This window comes from Phocaeicola oris (assembly GCF_021295095.1).
Lineage (GTDB): Bacteria > Bacteroidota > Bacteroidia > Bacteroidales > Bacteroidaceae > Phocaeicola > Phocaeicola oris.
This window is the reverse complement of sequence record NZ_JAJLQX010000022.1, coordinates 1-17,747: the sequence shown is the minus strand read 5'-3', so window position 1 is coordinate 17,747 and position 17,747 is coordinate 1. Positions and strand designations below refer to the sequence as shown.

Below are 17,747 nucleotides of genomic sequence, written 5' to 3'. Positions count from 1 at the left end.
ATGAACGCTTTAAGAAATTATTTTAATAAGATAAAGCCTAATTTTGAAGAGGGAGGTAAATATCATGCTTTCCGATCGGTTTACGAAGGTTTCGAGTCATTTCTCTTCGTACCGAATACTACTTCCAAATCGGGTGTCCATATTCATGATTCCATTGATAGCAAGCGAATCATGTCTATGGTGGTTATTGCGTTGATGCCGGCCATGTTGTTCGGTATGTACAACGTAGGTTACCAGCATTTCAAAGCTATTGGAGTTGATGCCGGTTTCTGGTCTTTGTTCGGATATGGTTTCTTGGCTGTGCTGCCAAAGATTATCGTATCTTATGTTGTAGGTTTGGGAATTGAGTTCGTTGCTGCCCAGTGGAAGCACGAGGAGATTCAGGAAGGTTACCTTGTAACCGGTTTGTTGGTTCCTTTAATTGTTCCTGTTGAATGTCCGTTATGGATTATTGCAGTTGCTGTTGCTTTCTCGGTAATTTTCTGTAAAGAAGTATTCGGTGGTACCGGTATGAACGTATTCAATCCGGCTTTGATAGCACGTGCATTCATGTTCTTCGCATATCCTGTTAAGATGAGTGGTGATGCTGTATGGGTAGCTAAGGATGCTATTTGTGGTATTGGCGCAGGTAATGTAGTTGATGGCTTTTCCGGAGCAACCGCTTTAGGTCAGGCTGCAACGGCAACTTCTTCTGCAGGTTTTGCTCCATTCAACATGGATATGATTACCGGTTTAATTCCGGGTTCTATTGGTGAGACCAGCGTTATTGCTATTGCAATCGGTGCTGTTATTCTGCTGTGGACAGGTGTTGCAAGTTGGAAGACCATGCTTTCAGTATTTGTTGGTGGCGCTGTTATGGCACTCATCTTCAACGCTGTCGGTCCTGATACGGCTATTGCGCACATGCCTTGGTATGAACATCTTTGTTTAGGTGGCTTCTGCTTTGGTGCTGTGTTCATGGCTACTGATCCTGTTACATCGGCTCGCACTGAGATTGGTAAATATTGGTACGGATTTCTTATTGGTATAATGGCAATTGTTATCCGAGTATTGAATCCGGGTTATCCTGAGGGTATGATGCTTGCTATCCTGTTATTGAATGTATTTGCTCCGCTTATCGATTATTTCGTTGTGCAGAGCAATATCAGTAAACGGGCAAAACGTGCCATAAAGTTTAACAATTAATGCCTACAGAAAATGAATACAAATAGTAATACTTATACTGTCATTTATGCTTCGGTAATAGTTGTTATCGTTGCATTCCTTCTGGCTTTCGTAAGCTCTGCTTTGAAATCGAAACAAGATGCTAATATCCAGCTCGATACCCAGAAACAGATTCTTGCGGCATTAAATATCCGTGACGTAAAGGATGCTAATGCTGAGTTCCAGAAGTATATTAAATCCGATAAATTGGTTGCTGAAGACGGAACACTGACTGACAATGTTGAAGGCTTTACTACTGCTTATGAGAAAGAAGCAAAGGAAAAAGGCCGTTTACATGTTTTTGTAGCTGAAGTTGATGGTCAGACCAAATATGTTTTTCCGGTATATGGTGCCGGTCTTTGGGGGGCTATATGGGGATATGTTGCATTGAACGATGATAAAGATACTGTTTATGGAACTTATTTCTCTCATGCAAGTGAAACTCCCGGGTTGGGTGCAGAAATAGCTACAACGCATTTCCAGAATGAGTTTAAGGATAAGAAAGTGATGAATAGCAGCGATGTCGCATTAAGCGTTGTAAAGAACGGCCATGTAGAGGACGCTGAATATCAGGTTGACGGAATTTCAGGTGGTACCATTACATCTAATGGTGTGGATGCTATGTTGAAGTCTTGTCTGAGCAATTATAAAAACTTTTTAAATAGTAAATAAGGAGGAAAAGAATATGGCAAAATTATTATCTAAGAAGAATAAAGAAATATTCGTTAATCCTCTGGGCATGGACAACCCTGTAACTGTTCAGGTGTTGGGTATCTGTTCGGCATTGGCTGTAACTTCTAAACTGGAGCCGGCTATCGTAATGGGACTTTCCGTTACTATTATCACCGCTTTCAGTAACTTGGTTATCTCTCTTATTCGTAAGACTATTCCAAACCGCATCCGTATCATTGTCCAGTTGGTTGTTGTGGCTGCTTTGGTAACAGTCGTTAGTGAGATTCTGAAGGCTTATGCCTATGATGTAAGTGTTCAGCTTTCTGTTTATGTAGGCTTGATCATCACAAACTGTATCTTGATGGGACGTCTGGAGGCATTTGCCATGCAGAACGGTCCATGGGAATCTTTTCTCGATGGTGTGGGCAATGGTCTTGGTTATGCTAAGATTCTGCTGATTGTGGCCTTCTTCCGTGAGCTTTTGGGATCGGGAACATTGTTGGGCTTCAATATATTGAATTATGAAGCTATTAAAAATATCGGTTACCTGAATAACGGCTTGATGATGATGCCTCCTATGGCGTTGATCATTGTTGCTTGTATTATATGGTATCAGCGTACTCGTCACAAAGAATTGCAAGAAAAGTAATTCTAACTTCAAAATTAAGACAGAATTATGGAACATTTTTTTAGTTTAATAGTCCGCTCTATTTTTGTGGACAACTTGATATTCGCGTTCTTCTTGGGTATGTGTTCTTATATTGCCGTATCCAAGACCGTGAAGACAGCCGTTGGTCTGGGTGCTGCTGTTACCTTTGTGATGATCGTCACATTGCCTGTTAACTACTTGCTGCAGACTAAGGTCTTGGCTGAAGGTGCTTTGATTGATGGTGTTGACTTGAACTTCCTGAGCTTTATCTTATTCATTGCGGTTATTGCAGGTATTACTCAGTTGGTCGAGATGATCATTGAAAAATATAGCCCGTCTTTGTATAACTCATTGGGTATATTCCTTCCGTTGATTGCCGTTAACTGTTCTATCATGGGTATTTCCTTGTTTATGCAGCAGCGTATCGGCTTAGGTGCTTCCGATCCGAAGTTTATTGGTAGCTTGGGCGATGCATTCGCTTATGCTTTAGGCTCAGGTATCGGTTGGTTGTTGGCTATTGTCGGTCTGGCAGCTATTCGTGAAAAGATGGCATACTCTAACGTACCTGCGCCACTTCGTGGCATTGGCATCACTTTCATCGTAGTAGGATTGATGGCTATGGCATTTATGTGTTTTTCAGGTTTGAAATTATAAAAAGAAAGGAATATAGACAATGAATACAAATTTGATTTTATCGAGCATTGTAGTATTCCTGATAGTAATACTTTTGCTTGTCATCATTCTGTTGGTAGCAAAGCACTATTTGGTACCATCAGGAAAGGTAAAGATTTCAATTAATGGCGGCGACAAGATACTGGAAGTTGAGTCGGGTAACTCTTTACTGAACACATTGGTTACTAATGAAGTTCATCTTCCTTCTGCCTGTGGCGGTAAAGGTTCTTGCGGACAGTGTAAAGTTCAGGTACTTGCAGGTGGAGGTTCTATTCTTTCATCCGAGGTATCTCATTTCTCACGTAAGCAACAACAAGATCATTGGCGTTTGGGCTGTCAGGTTAAAGTAAAGAACGATTTGGACATTAAGATTCCTGAGTCCATTTTAGGTGTTAAGGAGTGGGAATGTACCGTTCTTTCAAACAAGAATGTATCAAGCTTCATTAAGGAGTTTAAAGTTGCTTTGCCTAAAGGTGAGCACATGGATTTCGTACCGGGGTCATACGCGCAGATTCGTATTCCTGCATTCGATTGTATCGACTATGACAAGGATTTTGATAAGGAGCTTATCGGTCCTGATTATATAGGAACATGGCAAAAGTTTAATATCTTTTCGTTGAAGGCTCATAATCCGGAACCAACAATCCGTGCATACTCTATGGCCAATTATCCTGACGAGGGCGATATTATTACATTGACTGTCCGTCTGGCTTCTACACCATTTAAGCCACGTCCACAGATTGGATTTATGGATGTACCTACCGGTATTGCTTCATCGTACATCTTCTCGCTGAAACCGGGTGATAAGGTAATGATGAGCGGACCTTATGGAGATTTCCATCCTAATTTTACTTCCGGTAAGGAAATGATATGGATTGGTGGTGGCGCAGGTATGGCTCCTTTACGTGCGCAGATTATGCACATGCTGAAGACGTTGCATACCCGCGACCGTGAGATGCACTTCTTTTATGGTGCTCGTGCCTTGGTTGAGGCATTCTTCCTTGAGGACTTCTGGGAATTGGAGAAAGAATATCCTAACTTCCACTTCCATTTGTCACTCGACCGTCCGGACCCGAAGGCTGATGAGGCCGGTGTTAACTATTATACCGGATTTGCGGTTAATTGTATTCGCGATACTTATTTGAAAGATCATGAAGCTCCGGAGGATTGTGAATACTATCTTTGCGGACCTCCAATGCTTATCAAGACTGTTACGGATTATCTCGACAGTCTGGGTGTAGAACCGGATTCAATTATGTATGATAACTTTGGATAATTAATAAGACAGGTAGATTAAACAGTGATGTCATGTCTAATAGATAATTAGAAAAAGAATAAAGATGAAAAAGATTTTATTAACAGTAGCAATGATGTTTGCTTGTATTGCAACATTTGCTCAACATGCTGTGGGTTCAGTCACTATTCAGCCGAAAGTGGGTATGAATATTGCTTCCATGACTGATATGGACGATGGAGACGTGCGTATCGGAGCTGTTCTTGGTGCCGAATTCGAATATCAGTTAACTGATATATTTAGTTTGTCGGCCGGTGCTTTATATTCCATGCAAGGTATCAAGGCTTCGGAAGATGGTGTCAAGGCTACATTGAAATTAGATTATATCAATATTCCTATTTTGGCTAATATATATGTAGCTAAGAACTTTGCGTTGAAAGCTGGTCTTCAACCGGCATTTAATGTCAAGAACACTATCACGGGAAAATATCAAGGAGTAACAGCGTCAACCGGTAATCCGATAGATGCCAAAACTCTCGAGGTAGCTATGCCTATAGGTGCTTCGTATGAATTTAATAACGTGGTGATTGACGCACGCTATAATTGGGGATTAACCAAGGTCTTTGACACTGGTGATTCCAGAAACAGCGTATTCCAATTATCTATCGGTTATAAGTTCAACTTATAATTGAAATTTCATTCAAGATAGTCTCCTCTCTTATTTGATTAAGGGAGGAGATTTTTTTATTTGCTAAAAGCAAAGAGATTGTTCTTAAGAAGATTCAATAGGTTCAGAATATATATATTAATGTGAGTTTAATGAAATAACAGAAAGGTTATGTAGAAAGCTACTAAGGTAGAATACGGTCTTACAGTATGTTGATGAGGTGTTTTTCCCTTTTTGTTTGATTCATTAATATGGTCATAAAGAGATGGAGGAAAAGTCATGCGTATGAGTTACTAAACTCATCCGCATGAATCGATCAACTCATGCGGATGAACCGATCAACTCATCCGCATCACTTTTCATCTTCATCCGCGTCACTTTTCATCTTCATCCGCATCACTTTTCATCTTCATCCGCGTCACTTTTCATCTTCATCCGTATTGCTTTTTATTTTCATACGCATCGGAGCAGTAACTTATATGGCTGATATTTTCTATAAGCAGTGTATCTATATAAAGAAGAAGCAGGTGATACACAGATTTGTATTATTTTAAATTCCGCGAAATCCGTTATATTGTCTTCATTTATTCGAAAAAAAACTAAAAAATATTAAATAATTCTTCTGGAATATAAATTCCTTTTTTGTGAATATATAAATAGCTATGTTTGTTTTCCTTTTTGGGAATATTACTAATATAAAGTAATCAATACGAACAAATAAAGTCTTATGTCGTTTTTCTTGTTAGATTGGAATTAACGACGGTTTTATAAGTGATAGCGATTATTTATTTGCTATTGCTTTTTTAAACTGTCATCATATAGTGGCAGGAATAAATAATCGACATTGAGCACTTTATTTTTTTTGATGATATTGTTTTCTTTAATAATGAAAAATACAGAAGTAAAGAGGGAGGAAGACTTGCTACAACATTCTGATAGGAATAATGGGATGAATGCATTGGTAAAAAGAAAATATCAATTACCTATAGCTTACCTATATAATGTTTCTCCGGAAAAAACAGTCAAATCACCAGCTGATATGACAGAGATGGAGTTCGGTGCCTTTGTTGAGCAAATAAAACAATTGGAAAATGAAGTTGTTTACCGGATAAATCCCGATCTGGTTGAACGTCGGATTGGCAATGAATGGATTCTTGTCCCCACGGGAGCGTTTGCGCAATATTTTAACGGGATGATAACGCAAAATGATATCAGTCATTTTCTGTGGTCTCAATTCAGACAGCCAACAGCTGTGGGAAAAGTCATAGAAATCGCGAAAAGAGAATATGAAGGTTCGCAGAGTATTATGGAATTGCAGATCCGTCAATTGGTGGAATCATATCGTAAAGCAGGATTGTTGATAGAAGTATAAATACGAAATATTATGATTGAAGAAAAGAAAAAATGGGAAACTCCCGTTACAGAGGTAGAGGTGTTTACACCACAGGAATATGTGGCCGCATGCGCGAAAGCATGGGTAATAGATACCGGAAAAATAAATCAAACAAATTTCGGTTTTGGACATTTGGCGTATGATATTGATGGAAGTGGAACTCTCACAGCCGCGGATAAGCCTGTTCAAGGCGCAACGACATCATTTGCCGGTCTTGGTCAAAATTATTATTTGAATCGGGATCCGAATACACACCTTTTACTTGTTACCGGACCTGCTCAGTTGGGTGTTTTATATGATGGAAACGTCACACCGGGCGTGAGTAATGAACATTGCAAGCCATGTTATATAGTACAGGCTACACAATATGTTTGGGATTCTTCCATTCCCCCTTATGGAGGTTTTAAAATTGATCCTACAGGAGAAGGCTCTCATACATGGTTTACAACGGGAGGTCCGTATGCTGTCATGAATGCTTCCTGACACTTTCGTAGGATAGAGGCCTGAGATAGAATATCTTTATAAAGATAATATAAAAAGCAAAGCCATTACCCGGGTGATTGATGAGTATCATTCAGTAGAGGTAGGAACATCATTTGTTTAGTTTATACGTATTAATTCATTCGTTTCAACAAGATAATTTTTGGATTTTCTATGACATATTCCATTTTTCATTTACTAAACATTCCGTATCTTTGCGGAAAATAAGGCATTATGGAACTTAATAATATTTTGGTAAATCTGAAGATAGAGCAGTTGACTCCTATGCAGCTGGCTTCTATTGATGCGTGGAGAAAGGGAAAAGATCAGATACTGCTGTCTCCGACAGGCTCTGGGAAAACACTGGCCTATTTATTACCGTTGCTTAACACCTTGAAAGAAGGTGAGGAAGGTGTTCAGGCCGTAGTGCTTGTTCCGTCGCGTGAGCTGGCTTTGCAGACAGATCAGGTGTTTAAACAAATGGGAACTCCATTTACATCAATGAGTTGTTATGGTGGTCGCCCTGCCATGGATGAGCACAGGAGTATGCAAGGTATTCATCCATCAGTAATCTTCGGTACTCCGGGGCGTATGAATGATCATCTGAGAAAAAAGAATATTGATGCTTCGACTGTAAAAATACTTGTTATTGATGAGTTTGATAAATGTCTGGAACTCGGATTTCAAGAAGATATGTCGGAAATTATCACTAAGCTGCCTAACCTTCGGCGCAGATTCTTGCTCTCCGCGACTGATGCGGAGGAGATTCCTCAGTTCACCGGAATGGAAAAGACCATTAAATTGAATTTCCTGAATCCGGATGAGTTGATTCCCGATCGTATATTATTATATAAGGTATTGTCACCAGAGAAGGACAAATTAGAAACACTGTACAAATTACTCTGTTCACTGGGCAGTGCATCGACATTGGTCTTTGTTAACTATCGCGAGAGTGTGGAGAGGGTAGGAAATTATTTACACTCGAAAAAGTTTCCGTGTGGTATGTTTCATGGAGGAATGGAGCAAGACGATCGTGAACGTGCACTATATAAGTTTCGTAACGGAAGCATTCACGTGCTTATCTCTACCGATCTTGCGGCTCGTGGACTGGATATTCCGGAGATTCAACATATTGTGCACTATCACTTGCCGGTGGACGAGGACGCTTATATTCATCGTAACGGTCGAACTGCCCGTTGGGATGCAGGAGGAGAGGCTTATATGATTCTCGGCCCTGAAGAGCAGTTGCCTGAATATATCAACGAGCAACCGGAAGTTTATGCGTTACCGGCAGTTACGCCCAAACCTACCCAACCACTGTATGCTACTATATATATAGGTAAAGGGAAAAAAGACAAGGTGAACAAGGTGGATGTAGTAGGATTCCTTTGTAAGAAAGGAAAACTGTCGGTTAAGGAGATTGGAAAGATAGACGTGAAAGACCATTATTGCTTTGTTGCCATAGAACGCAAAAAGTTAGCTAACGTACTGAATTTGATAGGGAACGAAAAGATAAAAGGCGTTAAAACAATTATTGAAGAGGCAAATTAGTGTCATTTTGAAAGTATGAGATTAAAAATCTGCTAAAAATCTTGCTATTTTGCTTGTTAATTGAAAATATAATATTTATATTCGCAAAAGTAATTAAACCTAAGTTTAACAATAAAAATTTAAATCAAATGAAAAAGCATAATTTTAATGCAGGACCATCTATTCTCCCGCGTGAGACTGTGGAAAACACAGCGAAAGCGATTTTGGATCTCAATAATTCCGGCTTGTCTCTGATGGAGATCAGTCATCGTAGTAAAGATTTTCAGGCTGTCATGGATGAGGCAGAAGCGTTGTTTAAAGAGCTTCTCCATATTCCTGAAGGCTATTCCGTGCTATTCCTTGGTGGTGGCGCAAGTTTGGAATTCTGTATGGTTCCTTATAACTTCTTCGAGAAGAAAGTTGCTTATCTGAATACAGGAACTTGGGCTAACAAAGCAGAGAAAGAAGCCAAAGGCTTGGCATTTGGAGAAGTAGTTGAGGTTGCCTCTTCAAAAGTAGATAACTACACTTATATTCCAAAAGGATACAGCGTACCTTCGGATGTAGATTATTTTCACATCACAACAAACAATACCATCTATGGTACAGAACTTCATGCCGATCCGGATGTAAATGTTCCAATGGTAGCCGATATGTCTTCAGATATTTTCTCTCGTCCGATTGATATATCCAAATATATCTGTATATTCGGTGGTGCTCAGAAGAATCTGGCTCCGGCAGGTGTTACTTTTGTCATTGTTAAGAATGATGCATTAGGAAAGGTTTCTCATTATATTCCGACGATGTTGGATTATCATACTCATATTGAGAAAGGTTCAATGTTTAACACACCTCCTGTAGTTCCTATTTACGGTGCTTTAATGACTCTTCGCTGGTTGAAGGCTCAGGGCGGTGTAGATGAGATGCAGCGTCGTGCTAAAGAAAGAGCAGATATGCTTTACAGTGCTATTGATGGCAGTAGATTATTCCGTGGAACAGTAACTTGTGAGGCTGACCGTTCTTATATGAATATTTGTTTCGTTATGAAGGATGAATATAAGGAGTTAGAGTCAGAGTTCGTTACATTTGCTACTGAACATGGCATGGTAGGCGTTAAGGGACATCGTTCCGTTGGCGGTTTTCGTGCATCTTGCTATAATGCATTACCAAAAGAGAGTGTTCAGGCATTGATAGACTGTATGAAAGAATTTGAAAATAAACATTAATAAGCTGGAACTATGAAAGTATTAATTGCAACTCAAAAGCCGTTTGCTAAAGTAGCTGTTGACGGTATTAAAAAAGTAATAGAAGAAGCCGGTTATGAATTGGCTTTATTGGAGAAATACGAACAGAAAGAACAGTTGCTTGATGCTGTGAAAGACACTGATGCGTTGATTATCCGTAGCGATGTGGTAGATAATGAGGTGTTCAATGCTGCCAAGAATTTGAAGATTGTGGTTCGTGCAGGTGCCGGTTACGATAATGTAGATTTGGCTGCCGCTACTACTCATAAGGTTTGTGTAATGAACACTCCCGGACAGAACTCTAATGCTGTAGCAGAACTTGTCTTTGGCTTGATGGTGATGGCGGTTCGTAATTTCTATAACGGAAAATCGGGGACAGAACTCAAAGGTAAAAAGTTAGGTATTCTGGCTTTCGGAAATGTTGGTCGTAACGTAGCCCGAATAGCTAAAGGTTTCGAAATGGAAGTTTATGCTTACGATGCATTTTGTCCGAAGGAAGTCATTGAAGCTGCCGGTGTTCATGCTGTTGATTCAACAGAAGCTCTTTTTGAGTCTGTTGACATTGTTTCTCTTCATATTCCTGCAACTCCTGATACAAAGGAATCTATCAACTATGCATTAGTGAACAAATTGCATAAGGGAGGAATTCTGCTTAATACAGCCCGTAAGGAAGTTATCAATGAGACTGAACTGATTAAATTGATGACAGAGCGTGAAGACTTGAAGTATGTAACTGATATCATGCCGGTAGCCGATGCAGAGTTTAAGGAGAAATTCGCAGACCGTTATTTTTCCACTCCGAAGAAGATGGGAGCACAGACCGCAGAAGCTAACATCAATGCCGGACTTGCCGCAGCTCACCAAATAGTAGGATTCCTGAAAGATGGTATCGATAAGTTCAAAGTCAATAAGTAAAACCTATTGATATGGCAACAGTAAAACCATTTAAAGGCGTTCGCCCACCGGTAGATTTGGTTGAACAGGTAGTTTCCCGTCCGTATGATGTGCTTGACTCGGCTGAGGCAAGAAAAGAATGCGAAGGGAATGAGAAATCACTTTATCATATCATCAAACCTGAGATAGACTTTCCGGAGGGGACGGCAGAGGATGATCCGCGTGTTTATGTGAAGGCTGCAGAGAACTTTAAGAAGTTTCAAGAGAAAGGGTGGCTGGTTCAGGATGATAAGGAATATTACTACATTTATGCCCAAACCATGAATGGGAAAACTCAGTATGGACTGGTGGTAGGCGCTTATGTTCCTGACTATTTGAATGGTGTTATTAAGAAACATGAGCTCACACGTCGCGATAAAGAAGAGGATAGAATGAAACATGTGCGTGTGAATAATGCGAATATTGAACCGGTGTTCTTTGCTTATCCCGATGATGCTGTACTTGATGCAGTAGTAGCTAAATATACGGTTAATAAGCCTGTTTATGATTTCACAGCCGAGGATGACGGATTCCGTCACCGATTATGGATTATCGACAATGATAAAGATATAGTAACTATCACTGAGGAGTTTGCTAAAATTCCTTCCATGTATATTGCTGATGGTCACCACCGTTCAGCTGCTGCTGCATTGGTTGGTGCCGAGAAGGCGAAGCAGAACCCGAATCATCGGGGTGATGAGGAATATAACTTCTTCATGGCTGTCTGTTTCCCTGCGAATCAGTTGACTGTCATTGATTATAACCGTGTGGTAAAGGACTTGAATGATAATACACCCGAACAGTTCTTGGATAAGGTACGTGAGCATTTTGATGTGGAACTGAAAGGTACGGAGATTTATAAGCCTACTAAGTTACACAATTTCTCACTCTATTTGGAAGGGAAGTGGTATAGTTTGACTGCAAAGAGAGGAACCTATGATGATAACGACCCTATTGGAGTACTCGACGTGACTATTTCTTCTAAGTATATTCTTGATGAGATTTTGGGTATTAAAGATTTACGTTCAGATAATCGTATTGATTTCGTTGGTGGTATTCGTGGCTTGGGTGAGTTGAAGCGCAGAGTGGATAGTGGTGAGATGAAAGTAGCGTTGGCATTGTATCCGGTTTCTATGAAACAAATCATGGATATTGCCGATACCGGTAATATCATGCCACCTAAAACTACGTGGTTTGAACCGAAGTTACGTTCCGGTTTAGTCATTCATAAGCTGAGTTAAGATAGTTTTTGTCTTTTATAAAATAATGTATAGTAATCCTCGGATTCTTTGTGAAGAATTCGAGGATTTATTATATTTGTCTGTTGTAAATGAATAAAAAGTATATAATGAAACAGAGAATATCCCTTGTAATATATTGCGTGCTGACTGTTCTTTTCACAGCGTGCGGTAGCAAGAAACAGAATCAAGAGAAGACAGAGCAGATGACAGAACAGAAAAATTCTACTACATTGGTTATCTTTGATACCGATATGGGGAATGATGTGGATGATGCATTGGCTCTCGATATGCTATATAAATATCAGGATGCAGGAAAAATTAAGATATTGGCTATTATGACGAATAAATGTGAGGATGGATCGGCTAAATTTCTTGATATCATGAATACATGGTACGATTATCCGGACATTCCGATAGGAGTGTGTCGTAATGGAGCTGACTGCAGTAAGGGACCTAACTATGCTTTGAGCGTTTGTATGATGAATTTATTCCCTACCACCATTAAAGACTATAACGCATTGCCTGACGCAGAAAAGTTATATCGTCAGATTCTTTCTGCTCAACCTGATGGTTCCGTAGTGATCATTTCTACCGGATTCTCAACCAATCTGGCCCGACTTCTCGACACTCAGGCAGATGAATATTCAAAGCTGACAGGTAAGGAACTGCTTGCGCAAAAGGTAAAATATATGTCCCTGATGGCTGGAGCTTTTAAGATGGCCGAGCATACAGAATATAACATCATTATGGATATTCCTGCAGCGAAAAAACTGTTTGCGGAGAGTCCTGTTAGGATTATTACTTCCCCGTTCGAGGTCGGTCTGGCTATCGAATATCCGGGAGCCAGCATAGAGAATGACTTTACATGGGCTCCTCAACACCCGATGATTGAGGCGTACAAGGCATATATGAAGATGCCTTACAACCGTCCTACATGGGATTTAACAGCTGTTCTGGAGGTATTGGAACCGAATAAATTCATGACGCTCTCAGAGGAAGGAAAGATTACGGTTGCCGACGACGGTATTACCACATTCACTCCGCAGAAAGGTGGAAATCAGTATTATTTAATGACAAATGATGAGCAGAATAAACAAATTCTTGACTTTTTCTTAAAGATTATTCCTTCAAAGCCGAAGAATAAGTAAACCTTTTATTAAAGAGATTGAATCTTTATAAAATATAGATAGGACCATTTGTTTTATTGTCCTTAATGATGTACTTTTGCGCGGTTTTCATAAAGGTATGATGAGTAATAAGACAAAAGGGGTTGCTTTGGCTGCATTGGCATCAGCCAGTTACGGATTGAACCCGCTGTTTGCTTTGCCACTATACAGTGACGGACTGAATGCCGATAGTGTGTTGTTGTTCCGTTATGGATTGGCTATGGTTTTTATTGGCATTATTATGAGGATAAAGGGTATCTCATTTCAATTACAGAAGAATGAAATCTTGCCATTGGGTGTGATGGGATTGCTTTTTTCTTTCTCCTCATTGGCTTTGTTCAGTAGTTATACCTATATGGATGCGGGTATTGCCTCGACTATTCTGTTTACTTATCCTATTATGGTAGCTTTGCTTATGGGAGTATTCTTCAAAGAACGAATCTCTATTATCAGTTGGGGGGCTTTAATCATCGCTTTCTTAGGAATAACACTCTTGGGAAAGACTTATAATGGTCAGACTTTGAGCGTGATAGGAGTCATTCTTGTATTGATTTCTTCGCTGACTTATGCCATCTACATGATTGGCATCAACCGTTCTGTACTGAAGTTGATGCCTGCTTATAAACTGAATTTCTATGTCTTGCTGGTTGGCTTTTCCGTTTTTGCTTTCCGAATTATTTTCTCTACTTCATTTCATGTGCCGACAACACCGTTTTATGGGTTGTGTACGTTAGGTATTGCACTGATACCTACCATTATCTCTTTGGTTACGCTTACCAAGGCTATTCATTATATAGGTTCCACCGACACAGCGATTTTAGGTGCTTTAGAGCCTATGACAGCCATCTTCTTTGGGGTGTTGATATTTCATGAACAACTCACTTTCCGCATAGTTGTAGGTATTATATTGATTCTTGGATCCGTTACCATGATTGTCTTTGAGAAATCTTTAATGAATAAAATCAAGTTGTCCTATCGTCGTCGACATGGCATCGGCTGATGCTCTTTTCTTATAATAGATTTGCTTAAGAAGCATAAAAGGACTAATTTTATGCCGCTAATAAAAGAGGACAGAGGAAATATTTGTCTGTATTCAGGGGTAGTTTCTGTCTTCTTAAAGAATAAATAGTATATGGATAATTTTGCTGCCATCGACTTTGAGACTGCCAATAATCAACTTTCCAGCGTGTGCAGTGTGGGAGTGGTGATTTACAGAAATGGAGAGAGGGTGGATGAGTTCTATAGTCTCATTCATCCGGAGCCTAATTACTATCTTTACCGGAATATTCAGGTGCATGGCATTACAGAGCGTGATACATGGAATGCTCCCATTTTCCCTAAAGTATGGGAACAGGTGGCTCCAAAGATAGAAGGTTTACCGTTGGTGGCTCATAACAAAAGGTTTGACGAATGTTGCCTGAAAGCGGTGTTCAAAACTTATTGTATGGATTATCCTGATTATATATTTTATTGTACTTATCTGGCGTCATTAAAGTTGAAAGGACTGGAAAATCATCAGTTACAGACCGTGGCTGCTTACTTCGGTTATGATTTGCTTACCCATCACCATGCGTTGAGTGATGCTGATGCCTGTTCATGGATAGCGAAAAAATTACTATGATGGCTGACGACGAGTATAGAACTGTGAAAGGGGTGTCGGAAGGATTCTATTCCGAAAAGCGGAGTAAGTTTCTGAGCTTTGCCATGCCTGTACACTCGCAAGATGAAGTTCGTGAGTGGCTAAAGAAGTATCAGAAAGTGTATTATGATGCCCGTCATGTCTGCTATGCCTTTATGATTGGTCCCGATCGGAAAGAGTTTCGTGGAGCGGATAATGGAGAACCTTCTGGGACGGCTGGCAAGCCTATCTTGGGACAGATCAACTCGAATGAGTTGACTGACATACTGATTATAGTGGTGCGTTACTATGGAGGTATCAATTTAGGTACCGGCGGACTTACTCGGGCTTATAAAGCTGCTGCTGCCGATGCCATCGCTCATGCTGACATCATAGAGAAGACGACGGATGAGGATGTCGTCTTTACCTTCGAATATCCGTTCCTTAACGATGTGATGCGCATTGTGAAAGAAGAAAATCCGAAGATAAAGAGTCAGAGCTTTGAAATGGATTGTGTGATGACACTTCGTATACGTCGTTCACTCATGCAAAATCTTCGTTCCTGTCTTGAGAAAGTGGAGACTCTGCGTTTTCTGTCCGACGATTGACAACACATCTCTTGTTGAAGTGTTCCGTATAAACACCCGAAGCTATATATATAAGTTTCCGTATTCTTCAGAAGTATTTGCAAAGATGCCGATTTAAAAGTGATGCATTTAACGTTCGCTTGTAGATCTTATTTTCTTTTACTCTTAAAAAACGCTTCAAAAAAGTCCATTTGCGGTTGGTTCTGCACCGGTCCTAAATGGAATCCCTCTTTTATAATCATGACAGTAGGTTTATCTTTTTGATACGAAGTCCAATAAGGGAGATTGTCACCATTTGGGTCTCCGGTCTTGGTAAAGTTTATCCAGTACTTTGTCATAATCTGTTGTATATGTTTCTCGGTATCTGTCATTTTGCCGTTACCGAACGTGTATCCGTAAGCGAAAGGCATTTCAGCTACATGACTGGCTCCTCCACGGCTGCTTGACAGCATGGTGTTCTCGGAGTTTTGGTCAAAGTAGTACATGTAAACTCTGCTCTTGCCGTTAGCAGTCTGTAAGTTAGCCCAAGCGTATGTTCCCCACGCAAAGCTGCCGTCTCGGAAGATATCTGATTGCGCGAAATACGTTTCCTGTTCGTTTGTGGCAGGATAAAGTTTCAGTAATTTATCAGCCCATTCCCCGTAGCTTTTTCTGATACGCTTTTCGTAGTCGACGACTGATACCGGACGACAGAACATAGATCCTTCATCCGAATTGGTTCCCATCAGTACATCCACATCATTATATTTTCCTTGTTCATACAGTTTATATTGATCATCGGTAATGACATACCCATCTACTACCGGCCAGAACAGTTCCATTTGGGTGGCTGTGGTGAGTTTATCAAAAGGTAATTTACGCAATGCTTTCAGATTCTTTGCTTTTAAGCTATTTTGAAAGTTGACTCCCATCTGCTCTGCGGCCTGCATGGTCGACATGGCTGTGTTGTCTCCTCGTTGGTCGGCTACCGGCCAAAACGAGCTTCCACTTTCACAAATGGCAGCACGGAACAATCCCTTTGTCAAAGGAGAAGCACATAAGATGCTGACGGAGATGCCTCCTGCCGATTCACCTGCAATGGTTACCTTTTCAGGGTCACCGCCGAAAGCTGCTATATTATCATGAATCCACTGCAAAGCCATAATCTGATCGAGTAATCCGTAGTTGCCGGTTATACCTTGGGGAGATTCTTTCGCAAGTTCGGGGTGAGCCATAAATCCCAATGCGCCAAGGCGATATTCCACGCTGACATATACGATGCCATTGCGGACAAAGCTGTCTTGAGTGCCGATATAAGAGCCTGTTAGGAAAGCCCCGCCGTGAATCATGACAAATACCGGTAGCTTGTCGTTTTTTGTCTTGGCAGGCGTTTGTACGCACAGATACAGGCAATCCTCACTCATGTCATCCGTGCCACCTTGAGTTGGATTAGACGGCTGTGGAGGGCGTTTTCCCCATTGGTCGGCTTTATACACACCTTTCCATGGACGCTTGCTTACCGGAGCTTTCCAACGAAAGTCTCCGATAGGAGCTTCTGCGTAAGGGATACCTTTATAAAGGGCAAATCCATTCTCTTCAATACCTTCTATTTCGCCTTGCGCGACAGTTGTTTTGAGTAATTGGCCTTTTACACTGCCTAAACATATTATGCCGAGAACAGTGAGGAGCAATATCTTTTTCATTTCCTATATAATTAAAATAAGTACTCTGTTTATTTTTGTCCAAAGGTAATTAAAGAAGGTAATAAAACAAATTCACAGTCAATTTATTTCGCGTAGATTTGATTTGTTATTTGTCTTATATTTTATTATATAAATAATGTGTGTTCGCCGAATTTAAAATAATACGAGTTGTGTATCATTGTTTCTTCTTAAAAGGATACACTGCTAATGTCAATTATATAAACTATTATTCCGATGCGTATGAAGATGAAAACTGATACGTATGAGTTGCTCAATTGATCCGCATGAGTTGTTCGGTTTATCCGCATGAGTTGTTCGGTTCATCCGTATGAGTTGCTCAATTGATCCGCATGACTTTTTTCCATCTCTTTATGACCATTTTAATGAACCAGACAAAAAGGGAAAAATACCTCACCAACATACTATAAGACCATATTCTACCTTCGTAGTTTTCTGCGTGACCTCTTTGTTGTTTTATCAAACTCATGTTGAAATGAATATAAGTATGGAAAAACAAAAGAGAAAGTAAGCATTTAAGATAGAAGCGCAATTCTCGTGATGGCGTTTTAAAGTAGAACTTAGGAGATTCTTTTTAAGATTAAAAAAGATAATGAATTGTTTTTTTATTTAAAAAATAATCGTACCTTTGGGCGTAATGGACATTTGGTAGGCTGAAACCTCTCAAATGTCCTTTATTCATTACCTTTGCAGCATTTGAAAGCTTATGAATAAAAAAACTGTATATTCTGTAACAGTTCAAATGTTAAAAAGAATGG

Annotated in this window: 17 protein-coding genes; 16 read left to right on the top strand and 1 reads right to left on the bottom strand. The window is 40.0% G+C overall.

Translation table 11 applies throughout. The features are described from left to right. The 16 genes from LO761_RS10590 to LO761_RS10515 all read left to right on the top strand — a co-directional run bounded on the left by LO761_RS10590 (position 1) and on the right by LO761_RS10515 (position 15,310). Positions 1-1,185, top strand: a complete 1,185-nt coding sequence (locus tag LO761_RS10590) for an NADH:ubiquinone reductase (Na(+)-transporting) subunit B (protein ID WP_272818257.1) — start codon at positions 1-3, stop codon at positions 1,183-1,185. A 12-nt stretch (positions 1,186-1,197) separates the two neighbouring features. Then, complete coding sequence (locus tag LO761_RS10585; protein WP_272818256.1) at positions 1,198-1,875, top strand: Na(+)-translocating NADH-quinone reductase subunit C; 678 nt, start codon at positions 1,198-1,200, stop codon at positions 1,873-1,875. Between the two features lie 13 nt (positions 1,876-1,888). After that, positions 1,889-2,524 carry an NADH:ubiquinone reductase (Na(+)-transporting) subunit D gene (locus LO761_RS10580; RefSeq protein ID WP_272818255.1) on the top strand — a complete coding sequence of 212 codons (636 nt, stop codon included), beginning with the start codon at positions 1,889-1,891 and terminating at the stop codon, positions 2,522-2,524. A gap of 27 nt (positions 2,525-2,551) precedes the next feature. Continuing rightward, positions 2,552-3,178: an NADH:ubiquinone reductase (Na(+)-transporting) subunit E gene (gene nqrE / locus LO761_RS10575; RefSeq protein ID WP_272818254.1), complete on the top strand. Its 627-nt coding sequence runs from the start codon at positions 2,552-2,554 to the stop codon at positions 3,176-3,178. Positions 3,179-3,197: 19 nt separating this feature from the next. Continuing rightward, positions 3,198-4,472 (top strand): NADH:ubiquinone reductase (Na(+)-transporting) subunit F, encoded by a 1,275-nt coding sequence (nqrF, locus tag LO761_RS10570; protein WP_272818253.1) that lies wholly within the window; start codon positions 3,198-3,200, stop codon positions 4,470-4,472. 64 nt (positions 4,473-4,536) lie between these two features. Further along, a complete protein-coding gene (locus LO761_RS10565) occupies positions 4,537-5,118 on the top strand; it encodes a porin family protein (protein ID WP_272818252.1) in 582 nt (193 codons plus the stop codon). A gap of 865 nt (positions 5,119-5,983) precedes the next feature. Then, positions 5,984-6,469 (top strand): PqqD family protein, encoded by a 486-nt coding sequence (locus LO761_RS10560; RefSeq protein ID WP_272818251.1) that lies wholly within the window; start codon positions 5,984-5,986, stop codon positions 6,467-6,469. A 12-nt stretch (positions 6,470-6,481) separates the two neighbouring features. Beyond that, entirely contained in the window at positions 6,482-6,973 is a 492-nt protein-coding gene (locus tag LO761_RS10555) for a hypothetical protein (protein ID WP_272818250.1), read from the top strand. Positions 6,974-7,204: 231 nt separating this feature from the next. After that, on the top strand, positions 7,205-8,521 hold the full coding sequence (locus tag LO761_RS10550; RefSeq protein ID WP_272818249.1) for a DEAD/DEAH box helicase: 1,317 nt from the start codon (positions 7,205-7,207) through the stop codon (positions 8,519-8,521). A 128-nt stretch (positions 8,522-8,649) separates the two neighbouring features. Further along, complete coding sequence (gene serC / locus LO761_RS10545; RefSeq protein ID WP_272818248.1) at positions 8,650-9,726, top strand: 3-phosphoserine/phosphohydroxythreonine transaminase; 1,077 nt, start codon at positions 8,650-8,652, stop codon at positions 9,724-9,726. 12 nt (positions 9,727-9,738) lie between these two features. Further along, a complete protein-coding gene (locus LO761_RS10540) occupies positions 9,739-10,659 on the top strand; it encodes an NAD(P)-dependent oxidoreductase (RefSeq protein WP_272818247.1) in 921 nt (306 codons plus the stop codon). 11 nt (positions 10,660-10,670) lie between these two features. Then, positions 10,671-11,918 carry a DUF1015 domain-containing protein gene (locus LO761_RS10535; protein ID WP_272818246.1) on the top strand — a complete coding sequence of 416 codons (1,248 nt, stop codon included), beginning with the start codon at positions 10,671-10,673 and terminating at the stop codon, positions 11,916-11,918. Between the two features lie 107 nt (positions 11,919-12,025). Beyond that, the gene (locus LO761_RS10530; protein WP_272818245.1) at positions 12,026-13,066 is read left to right on the top strand and encodes a nucleoside hydrolase; all 1,041 of its coding nucleotides are present in this window, start codon (positions 12,026-12,028) and stop codon (positions 13,064-13,066) included. A 100-nt stretch (positions 13,067-13,166) separates the two neighbouring features. Continuing rightward, the gene (locus tag LO761_RS10525; RefSeq protein ID WP_272818281.1) at positions 13,167-14,084 is read left to right on the top strand and encodes a DMT family transporter; all 918 of its coding nucleotides are present in this window, start codon (positions 13,167-13,169) and stop codon (positions 14,082-14,084) included. A 132-nt stretch (positions 14,085-14,216) separates the two neighbouring features. Next, positions 14,217-14,705 carry a 3'-5' exonuclease gene (locus LO761_RS10520; protein ID WP_272818244.1) on the top strand — a complete coding sequence of 163 codons (489 nt, stop codon included), beginning with the start codon at positions 14,217-14,219 and terminating at the stop codon, positions 14,703-14,705. After that, positions 14,702-15,310 carry an IMPACT family protein gene (locus LO761_RS10515; RefSeq protein ID WP_272818280.1) on the top strand — a complete coding sequence of 203 codons (609 nt, stop codon included), beginning with the start codon at positions 14,702-14,704 and terminating at the stop codon, positions 15,308-15,310. The genes LO761_RS10520 and LO761_RS10515 overlap by 4 nt, the downstream gene beginning before the upstream one ends. A gap of 128 nt (positions 15,311-15,438) precedes the next feature. Here the strand turns inward: LO761_RS10515 and LO761_RS10510 are convergent, their stop codons facing one another. Next, positions 15,439-16,971 (bottom strand): carboxylesterase/lipase family protein, encoded by a 1,533-nt coding sequence (locus tag LO761_RS10510; protein ID WP_272818243.1) that lies wholly within the window; start codon positions 16,969-16,971, stop codon positions 15,439-15,441. Positions 16,972-17,747: the final 776 nt, after the last annotated feature.

What these genes read in the sequence shown, in the direction of transcription:
- LO761_RS10520 (WP_272818244.1), top strand. Translation starts at nt 14,217, where the DNA reads ATGGATAATTTTGCTGCCATCGACTTTGAGACTGCCAATAATCAACTT.
- LO761_RS10555 (WP_272818250.1), top strand. Translation starts at nt 6,482, where the DNA reads ATGATTGAAGAAAAGAAAAAATGGGAAACTCCCGTTACAGAGGTAGAG.
- serC (WP_272818248.1), top strand. Translation starts at nt 8,650, where the DNA reads ATGAAAAAGCATAATTTTAATGCAGGACCATCTATTCTCCCGCGTGAG.
- nqrE (WP_272818254.1), top strand. Translation starts at nt 2,552, where the DNA reads ATGGAACATTTTTTTAGTTTAATAGTCCGCTCTATTTTTGTGGACAAC.
- LO761_RS10525 (WP_272818281.1), top strand. Translation starts at nt 13,167, where the DNA reads ATGAGTAATAAGACAAAAGGGGTTGCTTTGGCTGCATTGGCATCAGCC.
- LO761_RS10585 (WP_272818256.1), top strand. Translation starts at nt 1,198, where the DNA reads ATGAATACAAATAGTAATACTTATACTGTCATTTATGCTTCGGTAATA.
- LO761_RS10565 (WP_272818252.1), top strand. Translation starts at nt 4,537, where the DNA reads ATGAAAAAGATTTTATTAACAGTAGCAATGATGTTTGCTTGTATTGCA.
- LO761_RS10510 (WP_272818243.1), bottom strand. Translation starts at nt 16,971, where the DNA reads ATGAAAAAGATATTGCTCCTCACTGTTCTCGGCATAATATGTTTAGGC.
- LO761_RS10535 (WP_272818246.1), top strand. Translation starts at nt 10,671, where the DNA reads ATGGCAACAGTAAAACCATTTAAAGGCGTTCGCCCACCGGTAGATTTG.
- LO761_RS10540 (WP_272818247.1), top strand. Translation starts at nt 9,739, where the DNA reads ATGAAAGTATTAATTGCAACTCAAAAGCCGTTTGCTAAAGTAGCTGTT.
- nqrF (WP_272818253.1), top strand. Translation starts at nt 3,198, where the DNA reads ATGAATACAAATTTGATTTTATCGAGCATTGTAGTATTCCTGATAGTA.
- LO761_RS10550 (WP_272818249.1), top strand. Translation starts at nt 7,205, where the DNA reads ATGGAACTTAATAATATTTTGGTAAATCTGAAGATAGAGCAGTTGACT.
- LO761_RS10515 (WP_272818280.1), top strand. Translation starts at nt 14,702, where the DNA reads ATGATGGCTGACGACGAGTATAGAACTGTGAAAGGGGTGTCGGAAGGA.
- LO761_RS10580 (WP_272818255.1), top strand. Translation starts at nt 1,889, where the DNA reads ATGGCAAAATTATTATCTAAGAAGAATAAAGAAATATTCGTTAATCCT.
- LO761_RS10590 (WP_272818257.1), top strand. Translation starts at nt 1, where the DNA reads ATGAACGCTTTAAGAAATTATTTTAATAAGATAAAGCCTAATTTTGAA.
- LO761_RS10530 (WP_272818245.1), top strand. Translation starts at nt 12,026, where the DNA reads ATGAAACAGAGAATATCCCTTGTAATATATTGCGTGCTGACTGTTCTT.
- LO761_RS10560 (WP_272818251.1), top strand. Translation starts at nt 5,984, where the DNA reads ATGAAAAATACAGAAGTAAAGAGGGAGGAAGACTTGCTACAACATTCT.